Raw genomic sequence first — 24,315 nt, 5'->3', positions numbered from 1 at the left:
CATACAACTTTAAAAGGTGAGTGACATCACAAAAGTGTTTTTCTTTGTGTGGTTATCGTTCTGCTCAGATGAAGCCAGAGCTGGCGCGGGCTGGCGGGTTGTTTACTCCCTTCAGAGTAATTTTTTTGTCCGCTTTTATTGATCTAACTCACGAAAATATCTTCGGCCTATAGAAATTGGTGTGATAACTTTGTCAGCATTAAGGCATGCATCTACGCACTCGCTAAGAGGAAGACGATAATGACCCCGTTTATGACCGAAGATTTTCTATTAGATACCGAATTTTCCCGCCGTCTGTACCATGATTACGCAAAAGATGAGCCGATTTTCGATTATCACTGCCATTTGCCGCCGCAGCAGATCGCTGAAGACTACCGTTTTAAAAATCTGTATGACATCTGGTTGAAAGGCGACCACTATAAGTGGCGTGCCATGCGTACCAACGGTGTGCCTGAGCGTCTGTGTACTGGCGACGCCTCTGATCGCGAGAAATTTGACGCGTTTGCCGCCACCGTACCGCACACAATTGGCAACCCGTTATACCACTGGACACATCTTGAGCTGCGTCGCCCGTTTGGTATTACAGGTAAAGTGCTGTCACCTGCGACTGCCGATGAAATCTGGACGATGGGTAACGAACTGCTGGCGCAGGACAAATTCTCCGCGCGCGGCATCATGCAGCAGATGAATGTAAAAATGGTCGGCACCACTGACGATCCGATCGACTCCCTCGAGCACCACGCTACCGTGGCAAAAGACACCACCTTTAGCATCAAAGTGCTGCCGAGCTGGCGTCCGGATAAAGCGTTCAATATCGAACTGGCGACCTTTAATGACTACATGGCGAAACTGGGTGAAGTCTCTGACACTGAGATCCGCCGCTTTGCCGACCTGCAAACTGCGCTGACCAAACGCCTGGATCACTTTGCTGCCCACGGCTGTAAAGTCTCTGACCACGCGCTGGATGTGGTGATGTTTGCTGAATCTAACGAAGCTGAACTCGACAGCATCCTCGCGCGCCGCCTCTCCGGTGAAACGCTGAGCGAGCATGAAGTTGCCCAGTTCAAAACTGCCGTGCTGGTGTTCCTCGGCGCAGAATATGCACGTCGTGAATGGGTACAGCAGTACCACATCGGCGCACTGCGTAATAACAACCTGCGTCAGTTCAAACTGCTTGGGCCGGATGTGGGCTTTGACTCCATCAACGACCGTCCGATGGCGGAAGAGCTGTCCAAACTGTTGAGCAAACAGAACGAAGAAAACCTGCTGCCGAAAACCATCCTTTACTGTCTGAACCCGCGCGATAACGAAGTGCTGGGCACCATGATCGGTAACTTCCAGGGTGAAGGGATGCCGGGCAAAATGCAGTTCGGTTCCGGCTGGTGGTTTAACGATCAGAAAGACGGCATGGAACGTCAGATGACACAACTGGCACAGCTGGGTCTGTTAAGCCGTTTCGTGGGCATGCTGACCGACAGCCGCAGCTTCCTGTCCTATACCCGTCACGAATACTTCCGCCGCATCCTGTGCCAGATGATTGGTCGCTGGGTGGAAAACGGCGAAGCACCGGCAGACATTCAACTGCTGGGCGAGATGGTGAGAAATATCTGCTTTAACAATGCGCGTGACTACTTCGCGATTGAACTGAACTAAGGCCGTTTGAGGTTGATATGCAATACATCAAGATCCATTCGCTGGACAACGTCGCAGTAGCACTGGCTGACCTGGCGGAAGGCGCAGAAGTGACCGTAGATAATCACACTGTGAAACTTCGCCAGGCTGTGGGGCGCGGGCACAAATTTGCCCTGCACACCATTCATCAGGGCGAAAACGTCGTGAAATACGGTTTGCCTATTGGTCACGCCACGGCGGAAATCGCTGAGGGTGAGTACATTCACTCCCACAATGCCCGCACTAACCTGAGCGATCTGGATGAGTATAGCTATCAACCTGATTTTCAGGCAGAAGAAGCGCAGGCGAACGATCGTGACGTTGAGATCTATCGCCGTGCTAACGGCGAAGTGGGGATCCGTAATGAACTGTGGATCCTGCCGACCGTAGGCTGCGTGAACGGCATCGCCCGTCAGATCCAGAGCCGTTTTCTGAAAGAAACCCACGATGCCGAAGGCACCGACGGCGTGTTCCTGTTCAGCCACACCTATGGCTGTTCACAGTTGGGTGACGATCACATCAACACCCGCACCATGCTGCAAAACATGGTGCGTCATCCGAATGCGGGTGCGGTGCTGGTGATTGGCCTTGGCTGTGAAAACAACCAGGTTGACGCCTTCCGCGAAACGCTGGGTGAGTTCGATCCTGAGCGCGTTCACTTCATGGTCTGCCAACACCAGGAAGACGAAGTGGAAGCGGGCCTGGAGCATATGCACCAGCTGTATGAAGCGATGCGCCACGACAAACGCGAGCCGGGTAAACTAAGCGAGCTGAAGTTTGGCCTCGAGTGCGGCGGCTCGGACGGTCTGTCCGGCATTACCGCCAACCCGATGCTGGGGCGTTTCTCCGACTACGTGATCGGCAACGGCGGGACCACTGTACTGACCGAAGTGCCGGAAATGTTTGGTGCCGAGCAGATCCTGATGAGCCACTGCGTGGACGAAACCACGTTTGAAAAAACCGTCACCATGGTGAACGACTTCAAACAGTATTTCATCGCGCACAATCAGCCGATCTACGAGAACCCATCACCGGGTAACAAAGCGGGTGGTATTACCACGCTTGAAGAGAAATCCCTCGGCTGTACGCAGAAAGCGGGCGCAAGCCAGGTGGTTGACGTTCTGCGCTATGGCGAGCGTCTGCAAAAACACGGCCTGAACCTGCTCTCCGCGCCGGGTAACGATGCGGTGGCGACCAGTGCGCTGGCCGGTGCCGGTTGTCACATGGTGCTGTTCTCGACCGGTCGCGGTACGCCATACGGCGGTTTTGTGCCGACGGTGAAAATCTCCACCAACAGCGAACTGGCGGCGAAGAAAAAGCACTGGATCGACTTTGATGCAGGCCAGCTGATCCACGGCAAAATGATGCCGCAGCTGCTGAATGAATTCGTGGATGTGATCGCGGAGATCGCCAGCGGCAAGCAGACCTGTAACGAGCGCAATGAATTCCGCGAACTGGCGATTTTCAAAAGCGGCGTGACCCTGTAAACCTGTTACCAGGCGGCGCTTGCACCGCCTGGCGACAAAATCTGTGCATAACAAACGGCGCTTCTTTCCCTGAAGCGCCTTTTTTATGTTTCATAAGGACTCTCCATGACCGCATATTGGCTGGCTCAGGGCGTTGGTGTCCTCGCTTTTCTGATTGGCATCACCACCTTCATCAACCGCGATGAACGGCGCTTCAAACTCCAGCTTTCGGTATACAGCGCCACCATCGGCGTGCATTTTTTCCTGATGGGCGCGATGCCCGCGGGGATGAGCGCGGAGCTCAACACCCTGCGCACCATTATTTCGCTCTACACGCGCAGGCTGTGGGTGATGTTTGTGTTTATCTCCCTCACGCTGATTCTGGGGCTGGCAAAGCTGCATCACGCCATGGAACTGCTGCCGATTGCCGGAACCGTCGCAAGCACCTGGGCGCTGTTTCGCTGCAAAGGGCTGAACGTGCGCTGCGTGATGTGGTGCTCCACCGCCTGCTGGGTGGCGCATAATTTCTGGCTGGGATCGATTGGTGGAACGCTGATTGAAGGCAGCTTTCTGGTGATGAACGGGCTGAACATTATCCGCTTCTGGCGGATGCAGCAGCGGGGAATCGACCCGTTTAAAGTGGAAAAAGAGCTGGAAGAAAATCCCCCCGCCGCCCGATAGCAGCGGGGGGTAAAACTTAACTGCGCAGGGCGTTTTTCGCCAGACGCTCATCTTCCGCCTGGCAGGCTGCGGCGGTGAACAGAACGTCGGTGGAGGAGTTCAGCGCGGTTTCGCAGGCATCCTGCAACACGCCGATAATGAAGCCTACGGCGACAACCTGCATGGCAACATCGTTCGGAATACCGAACATATTACAGGCCAGCGGGATCAACAGTAGAGAACCGCCCGCCACGCCAGATGCGCCACAGGCACACAGCGACGCCACCACGCTCAGCAGTAATGCCGTCGGTAAATCCACCGGAATACCCAGCGTATGAACCGCCGCCAGCGTCAGCACGGTGATGGTGATCGCCGCACCCGCCATATTCACCGTGGCTCCCAGCGGAATCGACACAGAATAGGTATCGCGATCCAGATTCAGCTTTTCAGCCAGCGCCATGTTGACCGGAATGTTAGCCGCCGAGCTACGGGTAAAGAAGGCGGTCACGCCGCTTTCACGCAGGCACTGCAGCACCAGCGGATACGGGTTGCGACGGATCTTCCAGAACACCAGCAGCGGGTTAATCACCAGCGCCACCAGGAACATGCAGCCGATCAGCACCATCAGCAGGTGCGCATAGCCGTACAGCGTGGCAAAACCGGTTTCCGCCAGCGTAGAGGCGACCAGGCCGAAAATCCCGATCGGCGCACAGCGGATCACGATTTTCACCATAAAGGTCACGGCATCAGCGACGTCGTTGATCAGGCTTTTGGTGGATTCGCTGCCGTGGCGCAGCGCAAAACCGAGGCCAATGGCCCACACCAGAATGCCGATATAGTTTGCGTTCAGCAGGGCGTTAACAGGGTTAGACACCATGCTCAGCAGCAGACCGCGCAGCACTTCCACAATGCCCGCAGGTGGCGTGATGTCCGTTGCGCCTGTCACCAGTTGCAGGGTCGACGGGAACAAAAAGCTAAAGACCACGGCGGTGAGTGCCGCCGAGAAGGTGCCTACCAGATACAGCACGAGGATAGGGCGGATATTGGTTTTCTGACCGTGCTTGTGATTGGCAATCGACGCCATCACCAGCATCAGCACCAGCACCGGGGCGACGGCTTTCAGTGCGCCGACGAAAAGTGTTCCCAGCAGGCCCGCAGCGAGCGCGGCGGGTTTTGAGATCCATGCGAGCAGTATGCCCAGCACTAAACCAATAAGAATTTGTTTGACCAGACTGCCGTGTGCCAGCCGCTGTAGCAGGCCTGTGGAGCGTTGCGTACTCATGAAGAATTCCTTAAAGGATGTTGTGAATCCATCCCGGACATCCTCTAAAGGGACGTTCTGACGGGATGTAACAAATGTTTGCAGAAGTGAGTATACGCATTACAGGATGACAGGAAAGAATAAGGCGCTGGATAGCAGGGGTTCATCGCGTTTTTTAACTATTTGATAACGTATTTGTGACATGAGCAACAATTAAACCCCCTCCCTGGCAGGAGAGGGTTCTGTGGATCACTCTTGCAGACGTTTTTTGTCGTTCTGGTGATTAACCCAGGCGTTAATCAGCAGCGTCAGCGCCAGGATACCGCCCACCACGCCAAGGGAAATAGCGATCGGGATATGGTAGAAATCGATAATCAGCATTTTGATACCGATAAACACCAGAATCACCGCCAGGCCGTACTTCAGCAGCGCAAAACGTTCCGCCACGCCTGCCAGCAGGAAGTACATCGCACGCAGACCCAGGATCGCAAACAGGTTTGAGGTCAGCACAATAAACGGATCGGTGGTGACCGCGAAAATAGCCGGAATGCTGTCGACCGCGAAGATCACATCGCTTAACTCCACGAGGATCAGCACCAGCAGCAGCGGCGTGGCGTACAGCAGACCATTTTTGCGTACAAAAAAGTGCTCGCTTTCGATCTTGTCCGTCATGCGTAAATGCCCGCGCAGCCAGCGCACCATCGGTTTATCGCCAATGCCCGCTTCATCTTCCTTCGCCAGCGCCATTTTTATGCCGGTAAACAGCAGGAACGCGCCGAAGACATACAGCATCCATTCAAACTGCGAAATCAGCCAGCTTCCGGCGAAGATCATGATCGTACGCAGCACAATCGCGCCCAGTACGCCATAAATCAGTACCCGGCGCTGCAACGCAGGCGGTACGGCAAAATAGCTAAACAGCATTAACCAGACGAAGACGTTGTCCACCGCCAGTGCTTTCTCAATCAGATAACCGGTGAGGAAGGCAAGGGCCTGCGGATCGGCCACGGCGCGTCCCTGGGTGTTCGCCAGATACCACCAGAATGCCGCGTTAAACAACAGAGAAAGCGTAACCCAGACCAGCGACCACACGGCCGCCTGCTTCATGGTCATCGTATGAACGCCACGACGCCCCTGAAGCAGAAGGTCGATAGCCAGCATGATGACAACGACAAGTGCGAATACGCCCCACAACAGCGGTGTGCCGACACTATTCATAGAGAATTTCCTTACACATAAAAAAAACGGCCAACGTCGAAAGACGATAGCCGCTTAATTTAGATGCACGGGTCCTCGCCTTTCGGCAAGGTCTCACTTACATCCTGTTCAGGATGCCCGGCGACCGGATGCTTGCGCATCGTAGTGACGACCGACCGGCGATGAAGTTACTCCCCTTTGCTGGTAACAAAATATGACAGAGATCGCATTCCGTCAATGGCATGTAACATCTCTTTTACATACCTTTACGCGTTGTCAGCCGGGAAAATAACGCCGGTCTGACGGCGGATTTCCGTCTGCACCTTCGCGGTGATCCGGCTGACTTCCAGCCCCGGATGGTTAACCTCGTTGTTTTCAACCAGATCCGCAAAACGCTCCGCTTCATACAGCATGGTATTGATATGCTGCGGCTGCGACAGATCCTGCGGTTTACCGCCGCGCGGCACGAAGGACACTTTCTGGCACTCGGAGATCTTCTCAATCAACAGCGCTCCGGCTTCGCCCTGAATTTCACTTGGCAGCACCGAATCACTCACTTTTGAGTGTTGCAGGGTGACGCTGAAATCACCGTAATTCATCACCACCACGCCGTGCGCGTCCACGCCGCTCTCCAGCAAACTGGCCGACGCCTGCACGCTTACCGGCTCGCCCCACAGCGCCACCGCAGAAGCCAGGCAGTAAAACCCGATATCCATAATCGAACCGTTGGAAAACGCCGGATTAAAGGTATTCGGATTCTCGCCGTCGAGATAGCGCTGATAGCGCGATGAATACTGGCAATAGCTGATAAAGGCTTTACGCATTCTGCCGATCTTTGGCAGCGCCTGCTGGAGTTGCAGGAAATTAGGCAGCGACGCGGTTTTAAACGCCTCAAACAGCACCACGCCGTTTTCGCGGGCGCAGGTGATGGCGGCTTCGGCTTCGCGCAGATTAGAGGCCAGCGGTTTTTCGCAGATCACATGCTTTTTATGGCGTAAAAACAGTTCAGTTTGCGGGAAGTGCAGGGAGTTAGGGCTGGCAACGTATATCGCATCGACCGCATAGCTTTGCGCCAGCGCGTCGAGGGAGGTAAACAAATGCTCGACCGGATAATCATTAGCGAAATGCTGGGCCTGTTCCAGGCTGCGGGAGTAAACGGCGGTAAGTTTATATTTACCGGTTTCATGGGCGGCATCGACAAACTGACGGGTGATCCAGTTGGTGCCAACGACTGCAAAACGAATCATAAACGGCTTCGAACTCCGTGAAAGGGAACCTGCCGCCAATGTAGCATGTCACTGTGACAAAACCAGTGCGCTAAGGCGCAAAAGCCGCGTCACGCCAGCGACTGGTGCGTCAGCCACAGCCGGGTATCGAACTCAAGCTGGTGGTACTGCGGCTCCATATGGCAGCACAACTGGTAAAACGCTTTGCTGTGATCTTTCTCTTTCAGGTGTGCCAGTTCATGCACCACAATCATGCGCAAAAATGCCTCCGGCGCGCTACGAAATACCGTCGCCACGCGGATTTCCGCTTTCGCCTTCAGCTTGCCGCCCTGTACGCGGGAGATCGCCGTATGCAGGCCCAGCGCGTTATTGAGCACGTGGATTTTATTGTCGTAAGCGACTTTATTAATGGGCGGCGCATTGCGCAGAAACTGACTTTTTAAATCCTGGGTATATTGATAGAGCGCTTTGTCGGTGGTGATGGCGTGCGGATCCGGATAGCGCTTTTGCAGCACCTCGCCGAGACGGTTTTGCGCGATGAGCGTATTCACCTGGGCCAGCAGATTTTCCGGGTAGCCCTGGAGATAAAGAAGTTTGCTCATTATTGCCCCGCTAAAAAGCCAAAGAAGGTATACTCACGCCCCCATTTCGGGGATAACGCCGAATTTTACCATCCAGGAGGGCCGATGAGCCATTCAGACAACGGTTTCCGTTCACTTAATTTAAAACGTTTCCCGGAAACGGATGACGTCAACCCACTTCAGGCGTGGGAAGCAGCAGATGAATACCTGCTGCAACAACTGGACGAAACCGAAATCAGCGGCCCGGTCCTGATTTTCAATGACACCTTCGGTGCGCTGGCCTGCGCGCTGGTGGAGCACAAGCCGTACAGCATCGGTGATTCCTACCTGAGTGAGCTGGCAACCCGCGAGAACCTGCGTCATAACGAGCTGAATGAGGGCGACGTGACCTTCCTCGACAGCACGGCGGCTTACCCGGCCGCACCAGGCGTGGTGTTGATTAAGATCCCCAAAACGCTGGCACTGCTGGAGCAGCAGTTACGCGCATTGCGCAACGTCGTCACGCCGCAAACGCGCATCATCGCGGGCACCAAAGCGCGTGATATTCATAACTCGACGCTGGAATTGTTTGAGAAAGTGCTCGGTCCGACCACCACCACGCTGGCCTGGAAGAAGGCGCGCCTGATCAACGGTACGTTTACCGCTCCAGCCCTGGCCGACGCCCCGCAGACGCTTAGCTGGAAACTCGACGGCACCGACTGGACTATTCATAACCACGCCAACGTTTTCTCCCGCACCGGGCTGGACATTGGCGCACGTTTCTTTATGCAGCATCTGCCGTCCGATCTGGAAGGTGAAATCGTCGATCTTGGCTGTGGTAACGGCGTGATTGGTCTGACCCTGCTGGATAAAAACCCGCAGGCGAACGTGGTATTTGTGGATGAATCGCCAATGGCGGTTGCGTCAAGCCGCCTGAACGTCGAAACCAATATGCCGGACGCGCTGGATCGCTGTGAATTTATGATCAACAACGCGTTATCCGGCGTCGAACCGTTCCGCTTCAATGCGGTCCTGTGCAACCCGCCGTTCCACCAGAAACACGCGCTGACCGATAACATTGCCTGGGAGATGTTCCACCACGCCCGCCGCTGCCTGAAGATCAACGGCGAGCTGTACATCGTGGCCAACCGCCATCTGGACTACTTCCACAAACTGAAAAAGATCTTCGGCAACTGCGAAACCATCGCCACCAACCAGAAGTTTGTGGTGCTGAAAGCGGTAAAACTGGGCCGCCGCCGCTAAGCATAATGCCCGGCAGCGCTGCGCTGACCGGGCAAGCACTGCGCCGTCTGGTATAAATAAATACGTCTAATTGTGAACAGCGTGTGCGTTTGATTTTTTCGCACACAGTATATTTTATTTCGTGAGTAGGGTTTTAATAATAATTCATGGAGTGAATATATGAGCATCTATAATGAGCTATCACTGCATTTACCTTGCACTATTTTTACAACGATTAATCGTTTTAATGATACAAACGCAGACGATATGCAATATGGCGATTTAAATGAACCACAACTTAAATCTCTCGGATTAAACGATGTATCAGCAAAAGTAGATCCTTATCGTTTACTTAAATTCAATACCGCGTTTGTTATATCTGGTCAGGTATCAAATTTAGATATTCATCGCAGGAATTTATCAGGTAAAACAATTTCTCATTATGAATGTGTTGATATTCTCTTTAATGAAATGAAAGAACTATCATCGATGTTCGCTCAACGAGGAGAATATACGCACCTCATTCGTGAAATGATTGATCACTTTCGCTATGGAAATGGACAACCTTTTCACTCAAGCATGTTGAATAAAGCATTTGAAAGTTTGATTCAGGAGCCCTCGGGCGAAAGTATGCTTGCCACAATAAAAAACACGATTAATAAAAAAAAGGGGAGTGCTATTGATCTAAGTAGTGGACTGCCTCTTATTATGCAAATAAAAAAAGATATCTATAATGCAAGGTTACCTAAATTTTCACGGGTACAGGATAATTATAATGGGTTGGCAATAGCTGTCCATGATATCCATGCACAAGAAATTTCTCTGATGCATTTAAAACATACACTCCGAAATTGGGAGGCGACGTTATCGTTTAAAGCTCAGGATCATTTCGGTCTGGATAAAACAGATATCACTCATCATATTTATAGTAAGTTTAGATTTTTTCGTATCTGGTTTTTTCTTCAGCGTCACCATAACTTTGCCTTTAAACCATTCTTTACCAATTTCAACGCTAATATTCGTATTGGGAGAGGTTTATGAGCAATAGAAGGGGGCATATTTTCAAAAAAATTTCTTTAGTTTTTTTAATAGTGGCGCTTTATAATCTATGGACACTAAAGCCAGTAACTATTTTATATACCGGTACAGAAAGGTTTAATGATGTCGTGGTCGATCATTTACCATTGACCGACCGCGATCGCATTCAGTGGTTTCGGAATCACAGGGAAGAATTAAAAAAAAGATTTAACATAAGCAATATATTTTATTATAAAATTTTTGTATGGGATGTCGGAAATGGATTTACTAACCATATACTCTCCCGCCACTCAGATTTATATTGTTTCGATAAAATGCAGTCTGAGAAAAATTGTATTGATAAAAATAGGCTTTTAACGATAGAAGTTTATATCGATGGAAATGAAATCTACACTGTGCATGGTTATTCTGATATTACTTACACTATTGGCAAAGATGGCATAATTAAAATGAACAGAGATGAACATTTTTTTGAGCGTGTTTATGACAATGTAATGCAATCCATTAATCCGCTGAATTATCTGTAGGCCGGGCAAGCGCAGCGCCGCCCGGCGTATAAAGCCTTATATCTCCAGCGCCAGCCGTGTGCCCTGCGCAATCGCGCGGCGGGCGTCCAGTTCCAGCGCCACGTCACAGCCGCCAATCAGATGCACCGTTTTTCCCGCTTCGCGTAGCGGTTCCGCCAGTTCACGTCGCGGATCCTGCCCTGCGCAGATCACCACATGATCCACCGGAAATACCTGCGGTTCTCCGCCGATCAGCACATGCAGGCCGTCGTTGTCGATTCTCTCGTAGCTCACTGCTGGGATCATCTTCACCCCACGCGCCAGCAGGGTAGCGCGGTGGATCCAGCCAGTGGTTTTGCCGAGCCCTTCGCCGGGCTTGCTGGCTTTGCGTTGCAGCATCACGATCTGGCGCGGGCTTCTCGGCAGTTTCGCTCCTTCCGGGCGTAAGCCGCCGGGCTGATCGAGGCTGGTATCAATCCCCCATTCCTCGCAAAACTCGTCGATATTCTGACTGGTAGGCTCACCCGGCTGGCTTAAATACATCGCGGTATCAAAGCCGATCCCACCGCAGCCGATAATCGCCACCCGGTCACCGACCGGCACTTTGTCGCGCAGCACCTGCAGATAAGTCAGCACCTTAGGATGATCGATGCCATCGATAAGCGGGATGCGCGGCTCTATACCGCAGGCGAGGATCACCTCATCAAACCCGTCCAGCATGGCAGCCGTGACGTGTTGATTCAGCTTAAGATCGACGCCCGTTACTTCGATCATCCGGCGGTAATAGCGCAGCGTTTCGTAGAACTCCTCTTTGCCAGGGATCTGTTTGGCAATATTAAACTGCCCGCCGGGTTCGGCCTGGGCATCGAACAGCGTCACCTGATGACCGCGTGCAGCAGCGTTAACCGAGAACGCCAGTCCCGCCGGGCCTGCGCCGATCACCGCCAGCTTTTTACTTTTCACGGCAGGCACCACCGGCATTTTGGTTTCATGGCAGGCGCGGGGATTGACGAGGCAGGAGGTGACTTTGCCAGCAAAAATCTGGTCGAGGCACGCCTGATTGCAGCCGATGCAGGTGTTGATCTCGTCAGCCCGGCCGCTTTGCGCTTTGGAGAGGATCTCCGCATCTGCCAGAAAAGGCCGCGCCATCGACACCATATCGGCATCGCCACGCGCCAGAATATCGTCGGCGACCTGCGGATCGTTGATCCGGTTAGTGGTGATGAGCGGCAGCGCAACTTTGCCCCTGAGTTTGCGCGTCGCCCAGGTAAACGCCCCGCGCGGCACCGGGGTGGCGATGGTCGGAATACGCGCCTCGTGCCAGCCGATCCCGGTATTGATGATGCTCGCGCCCGCCGCTTCAATGGCCTGCGCCAGTTGCACGGTTTCATCAAACGTGCCGCCGCCTTCAACCAGATCGAGCATCGACAGGCGATAAATAATGATGAAATCGGCCCCGACCCGTTCGCGGACAGCGCGCACCACCTCAACGGCAAATCGCATCCGCCGGGCGTAATCGCCGCCCCATTCGTCGTCGCGCTGATTGGTGCGGGCGGCGAGAAATTCGTTAATCAGATAGCCTTCCGAGCCCATGACTTCCACGCCGTCGTATCCCGCCTCACGCGCCAGTCCCGCGCAGCGGGCGAAGTCGTCAATCAGTGCGAGGATCTCACCGTGGGTGAGGGCGTGGGGCTTAAAGCGGTTGATGGGAGCCTGAATCGCGGAAGGCGCGACCGGATGCGACTGATAGCTGTAGCGCCCGGTGTGCAGGATTTGCAGCGCGATTTTGCCCCCTTCGCGATGAACTGCATCCGTGACCAGGCGATGATGCGGCAACTGGCTGGCATCGCAGAGCACCGCGCCGCCTTCCATAGTGACACCCGAAAACGCCGGAGCCACGCCACCGGTCACTATCAGCGCCACCCCGTGCCGGGCGCGCTCGGCGTAAAACGCCGCCAGCCGCTCCGGTCCGTCCGGGCGCTCTTCCAGCCCGGTATGCATCGAACCCATTAACACGCGATTTTTCAGCGTGGTGAAGCCCAGATCGAGCGGGGCGAACAGCGACGGATAGCTCATAATCTCTTCCAATGTAAAATAATTGTTATGTGGTCGGATGAGTTCTAATTTAGCGTCCGGTGCGTAAAAGGGAAAAGCAGCGTGAAGGGGATGTGATGGGATTCAAAAAAAGGGGGCTGACACCCTCACCCCGGCCCTCTCCCTGAGGGAGAGGGAGAAAGGCGAGTCCGCGCTCGATCTGTCCCTCCTCCCTGAGGGAGAGGGGGAAGGTAAGTCCGCGCTCGATCTGTCCCTCTTCCCTGAGGGAGAGGGGGGAGGTAAGTCCGCGCTCGATCTGTCCCCTCTCCCCTGGGGAGAGGGTTAGGGTGAGGGGTATTTACAAAGAAGACGCCGCCCGCACCAGCCCGGGTGCCTGCCACATTGACGTCGTCAGCCCGCTGTCCACCAGCCCCAGTTGGTCCGCGTACACCGCCTGCCATTTTTGCATCATGCCGTCGTACAGCTCCCGGTAGGCGGGGTTCGGCGTGAATTCACGGCTCCAGCTCACCAGCCGCTCGCCCGTCGCGGCCATATCGTCAAACAGCCCGGCCCCCACGCCGGCGGCGATCGCGCAACCCAGGGCGGTGGCTTCTTTCACCTCCGGCACACGCACTGGCAGGCCAGTTACGTCGCTTAAAATCTGGCTCCATAGCGCGCCTTTTGCGCCGCCGCCAGCGAACACCAGGCTGTCAAACTGCACGCCGGAAAAGTGCGAGATCTGCGCCAGATTGCACGCCGACACAATCGCCGCGTTCTCCTCCAGGGCGCGGAAAAGCGTCGCTTTGTTGCATTTTTCCGGATCGATGGAGAGGTTAATAAACGACGGCGCGGCGTGATACCACTGCCTGAAATGCATCGCGTCAGAGAAAATCGGCATCACCCCGTGCGACCCGGCGGGCACGCGGCTGGCCATCTCCTCCATCAGCGCATAAGTGTCCATGCCCATCCGTTCGGCAATCAGCTTCTCTTCCGCGCAAAATGCGTCGCGGAACCAGCGCATCGTCAGTCCGGTAAAGAAGCTGATCGACTCCGCCTGCGCCATGCCGGGGATCACATGCGGATTCACACGAATATTCATATCGGGATCGGTACGCACCTGCGGCAGATTCACCACCTGTTGCCAGAAAGTCCCGCCCAGCACCGCCGTTTGTCCGGCGTGTACCACGCCAAGGCCGAGGCAGCCGAGCTGCACATCGCCGCCACCCATCACCACCGGCGTGCCTTCGCGCAGCCCGCATAGCGCTGCGGCTTCCCGCGTTACCGCGCCGAGTACCGTGCCTGTTTCTTTTACCGGGGAGAGAATATCCGCGCGCAGCCCGGCCATATCCAGCAGGGCGGGTCGCCAGTCGCGGCTGAACAGATCCAGCATACCGGTGGTGCCTGCATTTGACGGATCGACCGCCAGCTCGCCGGACAGCTTCGCCGCCAGCCAGTCGCTGATCATGGTGATGGTGGCCGCGTTGCGGTAAATGTCCGGGCGATGGTGCGCCAGCCACAGCAGGCGCGGCATGGCGCTGAGGGCCAGCGTCTGCCCGGAAACCTCGTAAACTTCAGATTCAAAGCGGTAGTCGTGGATCTCTTTGAGTTCCGCCACCTCGCGGCTGGCGCGGGCGTCGACGTTAGCGCAGGCCCAGATCGCCTCGCCGTTGCGGTCGTATAGCACTATCCCTTCGCGCATCGAACAGCAGGCCACGGACTGAATATCCGCCGCCGTCAGGTTCGCCTTCGCCAGCGCCTGGTGGATGCACTGGCAGGCAAGCTGCCAGTTAGTCGACAGATCGAACTCCATCGAACCGGGGACGTTTTCAACGGAAAGATGCTTCCATTCCGCCTGACCTGCGGCAATCTGCCGCCCCTGTAAATCGAAGATCACCGCGCGAACGCTGCCGGTCCCGGCATCTAACGCTAAAAGGTAACTCATGAGCTTGCCTCGCTGTCTGCGCGGGGCAAGCGGCTTTTACTCCGCCAGTGCCAGAACCGCGCGTGCTGTCGTCTCTTCCGTCACCAGGCCATTGATACGGCGACCCTTCAGTGCGGCATAAATGGCTTCTGCTTTATCAACGCCTCCCGCCACGCCAACAATCGTCGGCAGTTGCGCCAGTTCATCGAGCGTCACACCGAGCAGTTCCCGGTGGATATCAAGGTTGTCGACCCGCTCGCCGTCAGCCTGCAAAAAGTAGCCGAGGATATCGCCTACCGCGCCTTTGCGGGCGTACAACAGTTGCTCGCCCTCGCTGATGTAGCCGGAGCGTAAAATGGTGGCGTCGCGTTTCTGATTTATCGATCCAATCCCCACCACGGCAACGTCGGCAGCGGCGGCGGCGAGGATCACGTCCCGCACGCTCGATTCACGTTTTAAGATCTCCGCCACTTCCGGCGATGAGACGCGCAGCGGGGCGGGAATAATGCTGACGCTACAGGCCGCGTCGAGCTGGCCGATGCCGGTCATATACGGCCCGACGCCGCCGGAGAGCGTCACCATACGGATCTGCTGCGAGCTGATAAACCCGCTCAAGTGTTGCAGGCAGCTCATGGTGGTTTCACCGAAACCCACCGCCAGCAACTGCCCCGGTTCCAGCACGCCCATCAGCGACTGCGCCGCGCCAATACCCAACCGCACGCTCATTGACGAGGTATTCAGCGCCGGCACCACACGGGTGATTTTCAAACCAAACCGCTCTGTCAGCGCCGTTTCCAGCGCCAGGCACCCTTCGTAGCGCGAATTGATGTGCACCCGAATCACACCCGACTGGCGGCCCTTTTCCAGCAGCCGCGAAATCTTCAGGCGCGGCAGCCCCAGGCGCTCGCCAATGTCGTTCTGGGTTAACCCGTCGTGGTAGTAACACCAGGCCACGCGGGCCACCAGTTCTTCTTCTGCCAGCGCAAGTCCTGCGAAACGGCTCTCTTCTGCTGCTCTTTTATCGCTCATGTCTGAACTCTTATAAAAATTTAGATCATATGTTCGTTATTGCCCGCCTGCAAAGTGTGAGCCGACTGGCAAAACGGATCTTTTACTGACGCGAATTCTTTGCGCGGATCCGAATGGCTAAAACTGTGATCCCTGCACGGTTGTAAATATAGTTCACCGACTACGCTTTTGAACATTAATAAATTCAAAAATCTTTTGTTCAGTCGCGGAGCGAAAATGACCCCACTGATTGCAGCCCGAACGATCACCAAACAGTTCTCCGGCGTCGACGTGCTGAAAGGCATCGATTTCACCTTGCTCGCGGGCCAGGTGCATGCGCTGATGGGCGGCAACGGTGCGGGAAAATCGACGCTGATGAAAATCATCGCCGGGGTGGAAACGCCCGACAGCGGCGAGTTGACCGTTAACGGGCAACGCTTCACGCGCTTAACGCCAGGCCAGGCGCACCAGTTGGGAATTTATCTGGTGCCGCAGGAGCCGATGCTGTTTCCCAACCTCAGCGTGCGGGAAAACATTCTCTTTCGCCTGCCGCGCTCCCGGCAAAACGATGCGCTGCTCGTCGATAAACTCCAGCAGCTTAATTGCCAGTTAAATTTGCAGGCGGCGGCCAGCACCCTGGAAGTGGCGGATCAACAGATGGTGGAGATCCTGCGCGGGCTGATGCGTGACGCGAAGATCCTGATCCTCGACGAACCCACCGCCTCGCTGACGCCGGGGGAAACTGAACGGCTGTTTACCCAGATCCGCGCCCTCTCAGCGCTTGGCGTTGGGATCGTCTTTATCTCCCACAAACTGCCGGAAATCCGCCAGCTCGCCAGCCACATTTCGGTGATGCGCGACGGGGCGGTGGTGCTGAACGGTGAAACCGCGCAGTTTGACGATGCGGCATTAATCAGCGCCATGACCCCGGCCAGCCGCGAGCACAGCCTCAGCGACACGCAAAAGCTGTGGCTGGCGCTGCCGGGCAATCGCCGCACCCAGCCGCAGGATTTCCCGGTGCTGCGGGTGGAAGATCTGACCGGAGAAGGGTTTATCGATCTGAACCTTGAGATCTACGCGGGTGAGATCGTCGGCCTCGCCGGGCTGGTCGGCTCCGGGCGTACCGAATTTGCCGAAACGCTCTACGGCCTGCGCCCGGTGCGCGGCGGGCGTGTATGGCTGGAGAATCAACAGATTGGCGAGCTGAACACCCAGTCCCGGCTGGCGCGCGGGCTGGTCTATCTGCCGGAAGATCGCCAGGTTTCCGGGCTGTTCCCGGACGCGTCGGTGCGCTGGAACACGGTGGCGCTTAACGAACCGTCGCTCTGGCAGCAACGGCAGCGGGAATCGGCGGTGGTGGAGCGCTACCACCGGGCGCTGGGGATCAAACTGAACGACGCGGATCAGATCGTGCGCACGCTCTCCGGTGGTAATCAGCAAAAAGTGCTGCTCGCCCGCTGCCTGGAAGCCAATCCGCTGCTGCTGATCGTCGATGAACCGACGCGCGGCGTGGACGTCTCCGCCCGCGCGGATATCTACCAGCTATTAAAAAGCGTGGCGGCGCAAAACGTGGCGGTGCTGATGATCTCAAGCGATCTGGATGAATTTCCCGGCCTCGCGGATCGGGTGCTGGTGATGCATCAGGGGAGGCTCAGCGGCGAATTACCGCGCCAGGCGGTGAGCGTGGATCGGATGATGGCGCTGGCATTTGGCGGAGGTCGCCCATGAAGACGTTATTAAAAAACCGTGAACTGAGCGCGTTTCTGGCGATTGCGGTGCTGTTTGCCGTGCTGGTGGCGCTCAACCCGGCGTATTTGAGTTTGCAGACCCTCGGCATGATTTTCGCCAGTAGCCAGATTCTGGCGCTGCTTGCGATGGGCGCGGCGCTGGTGATGCTGACGCGCAATATTGACGTCTCGGTGGGATCGACGGTCGGGCTGTGCGCGATTGCCGTCGGCGTGGCGCTCAACAGCGGCTACAGTCTGCCGCTGGCGATGCTGTTTGCGCTCTCCATCGGTGCGCTGGCGGGGGCGTTTAACGGCCTGCTGGTGGTCGGCCTGCGCATTCCGGCGATTGTCGCCACCCTCGGCACGCTCGGTTTATACCGGGGCGCAATGCTGCTGTGGACGGGCGGGAAATGGATTGAAGGGCTGCCCGCCAGCCTGAAAGCGCTGTCGGTGCCGGTGGTTGCGGGCGTGTCGCCGCTCGGTCTGCTGGTGTTTGGCGTGCTGGGGATCGGCGCGTGGCTGCTCGCCCGCACTGCGTTTGGCCGCGATTTTTATGCGGTGGGCGATAACCTCGCTGCCGCCCGTCAGCTTGGCGTGGCGGTGAACCGCACCCGGATGCTGGCCTTTACCTTAAACGGCGTGCTGGCGGCCTGCGCGGGGATCGTGTTTGCCTCGCAAATCGGTTTTGTGCCGAACCAGACCGGCAGCGGGCTGGAGATGAAAGCCATCGCCGCCTGCGTGCTCGGCGGGATTTCGCTGCTTGGCGGCACCGGGACGCTCATCGGTGCGTTTCTCGGCGCGTTCTTCCTCACCCAAATCGACACCGTGCTGGTGCTGTTCAAACTCCCCGCCTGGTGGAACGACTTTATCGCCGGACTGGTGCTGCTGGGCGTGCTGGTGCTGGACGGACGGCTGCGCCAGGCGCTGACCCGCCACCAGCGCAACCTCAAATACAGCCGTTTTCAGCCCGGCAATAAAGGCGGCAAAAACGTCGCCCCCTTTCCGAAACGCAAAAACAAAGAGGTGGCGTAAATGAAGCTCAACTGGGAATGGGCGCTGCTCGGCCTGCTGGTGCTGGAGATTGCGCTGTTCGGGGCGATCAACCCGCGCATGCTCGACGTCAACATGCTGCTGTTCAGCACCAGCGATTTCATCTGCATCGGCATTGTGGCGCTGCCTCTGACGCTTGTGATCATCAGCGGCGGCATCGACATTTCGCTCGGTTCCACCATTGGCCTGTGCGCCATTGCGCTGGGCGTGATGATGCAGGCGGGCTGGCCGATGGCGGTGGCGATCCCGCTGACGCTACTGCTCGGCCTGTTGTGCGGCCTGTTTAACGCCGCGTTGATCCACTACACCGGCATCAGCCCGCTGGTGATCACCCTCGGCACGCTCTACCTGTACGGCGGCGGCGCGCTGCTGCTTTCCGGGATGGCGGGGGCGACCGGTTACGAAGGCATCGGCGGCTTCCCGGACAGCTTCACCGCCTTTGCCAACCTCACGCTGTTCGGCCTGCCGGTGCCGCTGGTGCTGTTCGGCGTGCTGACCTTTTTCTTCTGGCTGATGACCCATCGCGGGCGCTTTGGCCGCCATCTTTTTCTCCTCGGCCAGAATCCGCGCGCGGCGCGCTATGCGGCGCTGTCGGTCAACGGGATGCCCTACGCGCTGTACGGGCTGGTGGGCGTGGCGTCGGCGATTGCCGCGCTGGTACTGGTGTCTTATTTCGGTTCGGCGCGTTCGGATCTGGGGCGCGATTTACTGATGCCCGCGCTCACCGCCGCCGTGCTTGGCGGGGCCAATATCTACGGGGGATCGGGTTCGGTTTTAGGTACTGCGCTGGCGGCGTTGCTGGTGGGGTATTTGCAGCAGGGGTTACAGATGGTCGGCATCCCCAACCAGGTGTCGAGCGCGTTGTCAGGTGCGCTGTTGGTTGTGGTGGTGATGGGGCGTTCACTGAGTCTGCACCGCGAAGGGGTGCGCATGGCCTGGCGGCGTCTTTTCTCACAGAAAACACTCGGAGCTTAAGATGAAAACAAAACTGTTAGTGCTGGCTATGGCGTTAAGCGTCGCCTCGGCCCAGGCCGCCGATCGCATCGCGTTTATTCCCAAACTGGTGGGCGTCGGCTTCTTTACCAGCGGCGGCAACGGCGCGAAAGAGGCGGGCAAAGATCTGGGCGTGGACGTCACCTATGACGGCCCGACCGAGCCGAGCGTTTCCGGCCAGGTGCAGCTCATCAACAACTTCGTCAACCAGGGCTTCAAGGCGATTATTGTTTCGGCGGTGTCGCCGGACGGCCTCTGCCCGGCGCTCAAGCGGGCGATGCAGCGCGGGGTAAAAGTGCTGACCTGGGATTCTGATACCAAACCCGAGTGCCGCAGCATTTACATCAACCAGGGCACGCCGGAACAGCTTGGTGGCCTGCTGGTAGAGATGGCGCAAAAGCAGGTGACCAGGCCCAACGCCAAAGTCGCCTTTTTCTATTCCAGCCCGACCGTCACCGACCAGAACCAGTGGGTGAAAGAGGCAAAAGCGAAGATCGCCAAAGATCATCCGCAGTGGCAGATCGTCACCACCCAGTTTGGCTATAACGACGCCACCAAATCGTTGCAGACCGCCGAGGGGATCTTAAAAGCGTACCCGGATCTGGATGCGATCATCGCCCCGGATGCTAACGCGCTGCCTGCGGCGGCACAGGCGGCGGAGAACCTCAAGCGGGAAGGGGTGGCGATTGTCGGCTTCAGTACGCCTAACGTGATGCGTCCGTATGTCGAGCGCGGCACGGTGAAAGCCTTCGGCCTGTGGGACGTGGTGCAGCAGGGGAAAATCTCGGTGAACGTCGCCGATCATCTGCTGAAAAAAGGCGATCTCAACGTGGGCGACAGCGTGGAAGTGAAAGATATCGGTACGCTGAAAGTCGAGCCGAACAGCGTGCAGGGTTATCAGTATGAAGCGAAGGGCAACGGCATCGTGCTACTGCCGGAGCGCGTGGTGTTCACCAAAGAGAACATCGGCAAATACGATTTCTGACGGGGGAGAAAATGGCAGATTTAGATGACATCAAAGAGGGCAAAAATTTTGGCCTGGAGACGCCGCAGAAAAATGCGCTGTTCGCGCTGAAGGGCTGCGGCGCGCTGGACTGGGGGATGCAGTCGCGGCTTGCGCGTATTTTCAACCCGGCCAGCAACCGCACGGTGATGCTGGCGTTTGACCACGGCTATTTTCAGGGGCCGACTACCGGGCTTGAGCGCATCGATCTCTCTATTGCGCCGCTGTTCGGTGAAACCGACGTGCTGATGTGCACGCGCGGCATACTGCGAAGCGTGGTGCCGCCCGCGACCAACAAGCCGGTGGTGCTGCGCGCCTCCGGGGGCAATTCGATCCTCACTGAGTTGTCGAACGAGTGCGTGGCGGTGGCGATGGAAGACGCGCTGCGCCTGAACGCCTGCGCGGTGGCCGCTCAGGTGTACATCGGCAGCGAGTACGAGCACCAGTCGATCAATAACATCATCAAGCTGGTGGACGCCGGGAATCGCTACGGTATTCCGACGCTGGCGGTGACCGGCGTGGGTAAAGAGATGGCCCGCGACGCGCGCTATTTCTCCCTCGCCAGCCGCATCGCCGCCGAGATGGGCGCGCAGTTCGTGAAGACCTATTTCGTCGAAGAGGGGTTTGAGAAAGTCACCGCCAGTTGCCCGGTGCCGATTGTTATCGCCGGGGGTAAAAAGCTGCCGGAGCAGGAGGCGCTGGAGATGTGTTTCCGCGCGATTGACCAGGGCGCATCCGGCGTGGACATGGGGCGCAATATCTTCCAGTCCAGCGCGCCGCTCGCCATGCTGAAAGCGGTGAAAAAAGTGGTGCACGAGAATATGAGCGCCCGCGAGGCGTACCAGTTCTGGCAGGAAGAAAAACAGGGAGAGCAGCAATGAACGTGACGCTGGTGGAGATCAACATTAAGCCTGAGAGGGTGGACGAGTTTCTCGACGTGTTCCGCGCCAACCACGAAGGGGCGATAAAGGAGCCGGGAAATCTGCGCTTCGACGTGTTGCAGGACCCAAAGGTGAAGACGCGGTTTTATATTTACGAGGCGTACAAGGACGAAGCGGCGGTGCTGGCGCACAAAGAAACCCCGCACTACCTGGCGTGCGTGGAAAAGCTGGATGAGTTGATGTCGGAGCCGCGTAAGAAACGGTGTTTTGTGGGGTTGTTGCCGGAGTGATTCTGGAGGGGGCGCTTTCACCTTCACCCCGGCCCTCTCCCTGAGGGAGAGGGGGAAGGGCAAATCCGTGCTCGATCTGTCCCCTCTCCCTCAGGGAGAGGGCTAGGGTGAGGGTGAGAGATCTGCAAACTACCCCATCCTTTTCCCCAGACTATCAAACAAATGCAAATCCCTTTCAGCGATCGACACACTCAGCGCCGTCCCTTGCGCAAAGCTCAACTGGCGGAAGGATTTCAGGCACAGCGGCAGGCCGTCGAGATCCAGCCACACCAGCGTGGAATCGCCCTGTAACTCGCACAGTTTTGTGCGGGCGGTGAAGGTAAATCCGCCGTCGCCTTCATACTGCACATGCTCCGGGCGCAGGGCGGCGAACAGCTTATCGCCTTCCTTCACACCCTGCGGGGGCTGACTGAGTGGAATTGCCACCCGGTCAGTAATGCGCAGCGCGCCGTCGTGCCAGACCGCCGGAAACACGTTGATCTTCGGCGTGCCGATAAACTCCGCGACAAACAGATTCGCCGGGGTGTTGTACAGCTCCAGCGGCGTGCCAACCTGCTCGATCTTGCCTTTGTAAAGCACCACGATGCGATCCGCGAGGGTCATGGCTTCGACCTGATCGTGGGTGACGTACACCATGGTGTTATTCAGCGTGTTGTGCAGTTGCTGGATCTCCTGACGCATCTCCACGCGCAGCGCGGCGTCGAGGTTGGAGAGCGGTTCGTCAAACAGAAACAGCTCCGGCTGCTGGACGATGGAGCGACCAATCGCCACGCGCTGACGCTGCCCGCCGGAGAGGTTTTGCGGCAGACGGTCGAGCATCTCGTCGAGCTTCAGCATCCGCGCCGCTTCCTGAATCCGCCGGTCAATTTCATCGGCAGGCGTTTTGATGTTCTTCAGGCCAAACGCCAGATTCTCCCGCACCGTCATGTGCGGATAGAGCGCGTAGGACTGAAACACCATCGACAAATTACGTTTGCCCGCCGCAAGCTGGGTGACGTCTTGTTCACCCATGTGCAGCGTGCCGCCGTCGGGGGATTCCAGCCCGGCGATAATCTTCAGCAGCGTCGATTTACCGCAGCCGGACGGACCAACCAGCACAATAAATTCGCCGGAAGCGATATCGAGCGACAGGTTTTCAATGATGGTCGATTTTTCATATTTTTTATGGATATGGCGTAGGGTCAGGGCAGTCATGAGGCGTCCTTTCTTATGCCTGATAGTGGGCGATCAGTTGCTGTAGCTCGGCGGTTTTTTCCGCCAGCCGTTCCGGGTTGCCGCGCGTTTCCACGTTCAGCCGCAACAGCGGTTCGGTGTTGGAGGCGCGCAGGTTAAAACGCCAGTCGCTAAAGGCCATGCTCAGCCCGTCGAGCGAATCGCGCTCAACGCACGCGGGCGAATAGTGGGTGGCGATGCGCTCAATCACCTTCTCCGGTGACGCCACCGTCAGATTGATCTCGCCGGAAACAGGAAAGCGCTGCTGTGCCTGCGCCATATAGTGCGAAAGCGGGGTCGTGGATTGACCGAGAATGCTCAGCATCAGGATGAACGGGATCATGCCGCTGTCGCAGTAGCCGAAGTCGCGGAAATAGTGGTGGCCGCTCATCTCGCCGCCGTAAATCGCATCTTCCTCGCGCATCCGCGCTTTGATAAAGGCGTGACCGGTTTTGCCGATCACCGGCCGTCCGCCGCATTTCGCCACCACTTCCTGCGTGTTCCACGTTAAACGCGGATCGAGCAGCACCGTGCAGCCGGGCGACTGGCGGATAAAGTGTTCCGCAAACAGGCCGACCAGATAATAGCTTTCGATAAAATCGCCGTGCTCATCAAAGAAAAAACAGCGGTCGAAATCGCCGTCCCAGGCCACGCCAAAATCTGCGTTTCTCAGGCGCACCGTGTTACGGGTGGCGCTGCGGTTTTCTTTGAGCATCGGGTTCGGGACGCCTGCGGGAAAGCGTCCGTCAGGCTGGTGATAGAGGCGGATAAATTCCACGTTAACGCCACGGGCGCGCAGTGCGGCTTCCAGCACATCCAGTGCCGGGCCTGCGGTGCCGTGGCCGGGATTGACCACCACCCGCAGCGGGCGCAGCGCGCGGGGAGTCAGATAGCGCAGCAGATGCGCGGCCCACACCGGGCGGTGATCAAACGCGACATAGTCACCCACGCGGGCAGCGGGCGGGAAGTCGTTGCGCTGCGCCAGGGCTTTAATCTCCAGCAGGCCGTTATCGTTGCTGATGGGGCGCGCCTCTTCACGCACCAGCTTCATGCCGTTGTCCTGGGCGGGATTGTGGCTGGCGGTGATTTCAATTCCGCCATCCGCCGCCAGTTCGCGGGTGGCGAAGTAGATCTCCTCCGTGCCGCACATGCCGATATCAATCACGTCCACGCCGCTCGCGCGCAGCCCTTCAGCCAGCGCCATTTTGAGCGTATCAGAACTTATTCGAACATCTGCGCCAATCACCACCCGGCGCGGTTGCAGCCAGGCGGCATATGCGCGACCAATGCGAAACACAATCTCCGGCGTCAGCGTCACGCCCACTTCGCCCCGAATGTCATAGGCTTTAAAACACGTCAGTTCATCCAT

General features: G+C 57.0%; 20 protein-coding genes and 1 pseudogene. 12 read left to right on the top strand and 9 right to left on the bottom strand.

The window, feature by feature from the left end; all coding sequences use genetic code 11:
* The first annotated feature begins 240 nt into the window (after positions 1 to 240).
* From uxaC to BM373_RS16490, 3 genes are all read left to right on the top strand, one after another.
* Complete coding sequence (uxaC, locus tag BM373_RS16500) at positions 241 to 1,653, top strand: glucuronate isomerase (RefSeq protein ID WP_090463695.1); 1,413 nt, start codon at positions 241 to 243, stop codon at positions 1,651 to 1,653.
* Positions 1,654 to 1,670: 17 nt separating this feature from the next.
* Complete coding sequence (locus tag BM373_RS16495) at positions 1,671 to 3,158, top strand: UxaA family hydrolase (RefSeq protein ID WP_090463692.1); 1,488 nt, start codon at positions 1,671 to 1,673, stop codon at positions 3,156 to 3,158.
* Between the two features lie 105 nt (positions 3,159 to 3,263).
* Positions 3,264 to 3,818, top strand: a complete 555-nt coding sequence (locus BM373_RS16490) for a YgjV family protein (protein WP_090463690.1) — start codon at positions 3,264 to 3,266, stop codon at positions 3,816 to 3,818.
* A 16-nt stretch (positions 3,819 to 3,834) separates the two neighbouring features.
* Here BM373_RS16490 and sstT read toward each other — a convergent pair whose 3' ends face one another.
* The 4 genes from sstT to BM373_RS16470 all read right to left on the bottom strand — a co-directional run bounded on the left by sstT (position 3,835) and on the right by BM373_RS16470 (position 8,083).
* Positions 3,835 to 5,079 carry a serine/threonine transporter SstT gene (gene sstT, locus BM373_RS16485; RefSeq protein WP_090463687.1) on the bottom strand — a complete coding sequence of 415 codons (1,245 nt, stop codon included), beginning with the start codon at positions 5,077 to 5,079 and terminating at the stop codon, positions 3,835 to 3,837.
* Positions 5,080 to 5,307: 228 nt separating this feature from the next.
* The gene (locus tag BM373_RS16480; protein ID WP_090463684.1) at positions 5,308 to 6,276 is read right to left on the bottom strand and encodes a TerC family protein; all 969 of its coding nucleotides are present in this window, start codon (positions 6,274 to 6,276) and stop codon (positions 5,308 to 5,310) included.
* 245 nt (positions 6,277 to 6,521) lie between these two features.
* Positions 6,522 to 7,502, bottom strand: coding sequence for a Gfo/Idh/MocA family protein (locus BM373_RS16475; RefSeq protein ID WP_090463680.1), 981 nt, complete (start codon positions 7,500 to 7,502; stop codon positions 6,522 to 6,524).
* An 89-nt stretch (positions 7,503 to 7,591) separates the two neighbouring features.
* Positions 7,592 to 8,083, bottom strand: a complete 492-nt coding sequence (locus BM373_RS16470) for a M48 metallopeptidase family protein (RefSeq protein ID WP_090463677.1) — start codon at positions 8,081 to 8,083, stop codon at positions 7,592 to 7,594.
* A gap of 84 nt (positions 8,084 to 8,167) precedes the next feature.
* On the opposite strand from BM373_RS16470, the gene rlmG reads away from it, so the two are divergent.
* The 3 genes from rlmG (at position 8,168) to BM373_RS16455 (ending at position 10,848) form a co-directional block, all read left to right on the top strand.
* Entirely contained in the window at positions 8,168 to 9,304 is a 1,137-nt protein-coding gene (rlmG, locus tag BM373_RS16465) for a 23S rRNA (guanine(1835)-N(2))-methyltransferase RlmG (protein ID WP_090463674.1), read from the top strand.
* 159 nt (positions 9,305 to 9,463) lie between these two features.
* Positions 9,464 to 10,324, top strand: a complete 861-nt coding sequence (locus BM373_RS16460; RefSeq protein WP_090463670.1) for a DUF3289 family protein — start codon at positions 9,464 to 9,466, stop codon at positions 10,322 to 10,324.
* Positions 10,321 to 10,848 carry a DUF943 family protein gene (locus BM373_RS16455; protein ID WP_090463667.1) on the top strand — a complete coding sequence of 176 codons (528 nt, stop codon included), beginning with the start codon at positions 10,321 to 10,323 and terminating at the stop codon, positions 10,846 to 10,848. Before BM373_RS16460 ends, BM373_RS16455 begins: the two co-directional genes overlap by 4 nt.
* Before the next feature lie 36 nt (positions 10,849 to 10,884).
* Here BM373_RS16455 and BM373_RS16450 read toward each other — a convergent pair whose 3' ends face one another.
* From BM373_RS16450 to lsrR, 3 genes and pseudogenes are all read right to left on the bottom strand, one after another.
* Entirely contained in the window at positions 10,885 to 12,906 is a 2,022-nt protein-coding gene (locus BM373_RS16450; protein ID WP_090463892.1) for an NADPH-dependent 2,4-dienoyl-CoA reductase, read from the bottom strand.
* A 297-nt stretch (positions 12,907 to 13,203) separates the two neighbouring features.
* Positions 13,204 to 14,803: pseudogene (gene lsrK / locus BM373_RS16445) on the bottom strand (autoinducer-2 kinase).
* 36 nt (positions 14,804 to 14,839) lie between these two features.
* On the bottom strand, positions 14,840 to 15,811 hold the full coding sequence (gene lsrR / locus BM373_RS16440) for a transcriptional regulator LsrR (RefSeq protein ID WP_090463661.1): 972 nt from the start codon (positions 15,809 to 15,811) through the stop codon (positions 14,840 to 14,842).
* Positions 15,812 to 16,027: 216 nt separating this feature from the next.
* Between lsrR and lsrA the strand changes: the two genes are divergently transcribed.
* From lsrA to lsrG, 6 genes are read left to right on the top strand one after another with little or no spacing between them, the layout of a single operon-like run.
* A complete protein-coding gene (lsrA, locus tag BM373_RS16435; protein WP_090463658.1) occupies positions 16,028 to 17,518 on the top strand; it encodes an autoinducer 2 ABC transporter ATP-binding protein LsrA in 1,491 nt (496 codons plus the stop codon).
* Positions 17,515 to 18,549: an autoinducer 2 ABC transporter permease LsrC gene (lsrC, locus tag BM373_RS16430; protein WP_090463655.1), complete on the top strand. Its 1,035-nt coding sequence runs from the start codon at positions 17,515 to 17,517 to the stop codon at positions 18,547 to 18,549. Before lsrA ends, lsrC begins: the two co-directional genes overlap by 4 nt.
* The gene (gene lsrD / locus BM373_RS16425; protein ID WP_090463653.1) at positions 18,550 to 19,542 is read left to right on the top strand and encodes an autoinducer 2 ABC transporter permease LsrD; all 993 of its coding nucleotides are present in this window, start codon (positions 18,550 to 18,552) and stop codon (positions 19,540 to 19,542) included.
* A 1-nt stretch (position 19,543) separates the two neighbouring features.
* Positions 19,544 to 20,545: an autoinducer 2 ABC transporter substrate-binding protein LsrB gene (gene lsrB / locus BM373_RS16420; RefSeq protein ID WP_090463650.1), complete on the top strand. Its 1,002-nt coding sequence runs from the start codon at positions 19,544 to 19,546 to the stop codon at positions 20,543 to 20,545.
* An 11-nt stretch (positions 20,546 to 20,556) separates the two neighbouring features.
* Positions 20,557 to 21,444 carry a 3-hydroxy-5-phosphonooxypentane-2,4-dione thiolase gene (gene lsrF / locus BM373_RS16415; RefSeq protein WP_090463647.1) on the top strand — a complete coding sequence of 296 codons (888 nt, stop codon included), beginning with the start codon at positions 20,557 to 20,559 and terminating at the stop codon, positions 21,442 to 21,444.
* Positions 21,441 to 21,734 carry a (4S)-4-hydroxy-5-phosphonooxypentane-2,3-dione isomerase gene (gene lsrG / locus BM373_RS16410; protein WP_090463645.1) on the top strand — a complete coding sequence of 98 codons (294 nt, stop codon included), beginning with the start codon at positions 21,441 to 21,443 and terminating at the stop codon, positions 21,732 to 21,734. Before lsrF ends, lsrG begins: the two co-directional genes overlap by 4 nt.
* A gap of 129 nt (positions 21,735 to 21,863) precedes the next feature.
* Here lsrG and BM373_RS16405 read toward each other — a convergent pair whose 3' ends face one another.
* A complete protein-coding gene (locus tag BM373_RS16405) occupies positions 21,864 to 22,928 on the bottom strand; it encodes an ABC transporter ATP-binding protein (RefSeq protein WP_090463643.1) in 1,065 nt (354 codons plus the stop codon).
* 13 nt (positions 22,929 to 22,941) lie between these two features.
* Positions 22,942 to 24,315 (bottom strand): phosphohexomutase domain-containing protein, encoded by a 1,374-nt coding sequence (locus BM373_RS16400; RefSeq protein WP_090463640.1) that lies wholly within the window; start codon positions 24,313 to 24,315, stop codon positions 22,942 to 22,944.

This window comes from Enterobacter sp. kpr-6 (assembly GCF_900116015.1).
GTDB lineage: Bacteria > Pseudomonadota > Gammaproteobacteria > Enterobacterales > Enterobacteriaceae > Enterobacter_D.
This window is presented reverse-complemented; position numbering and strand designations above follow the sequence as displayed.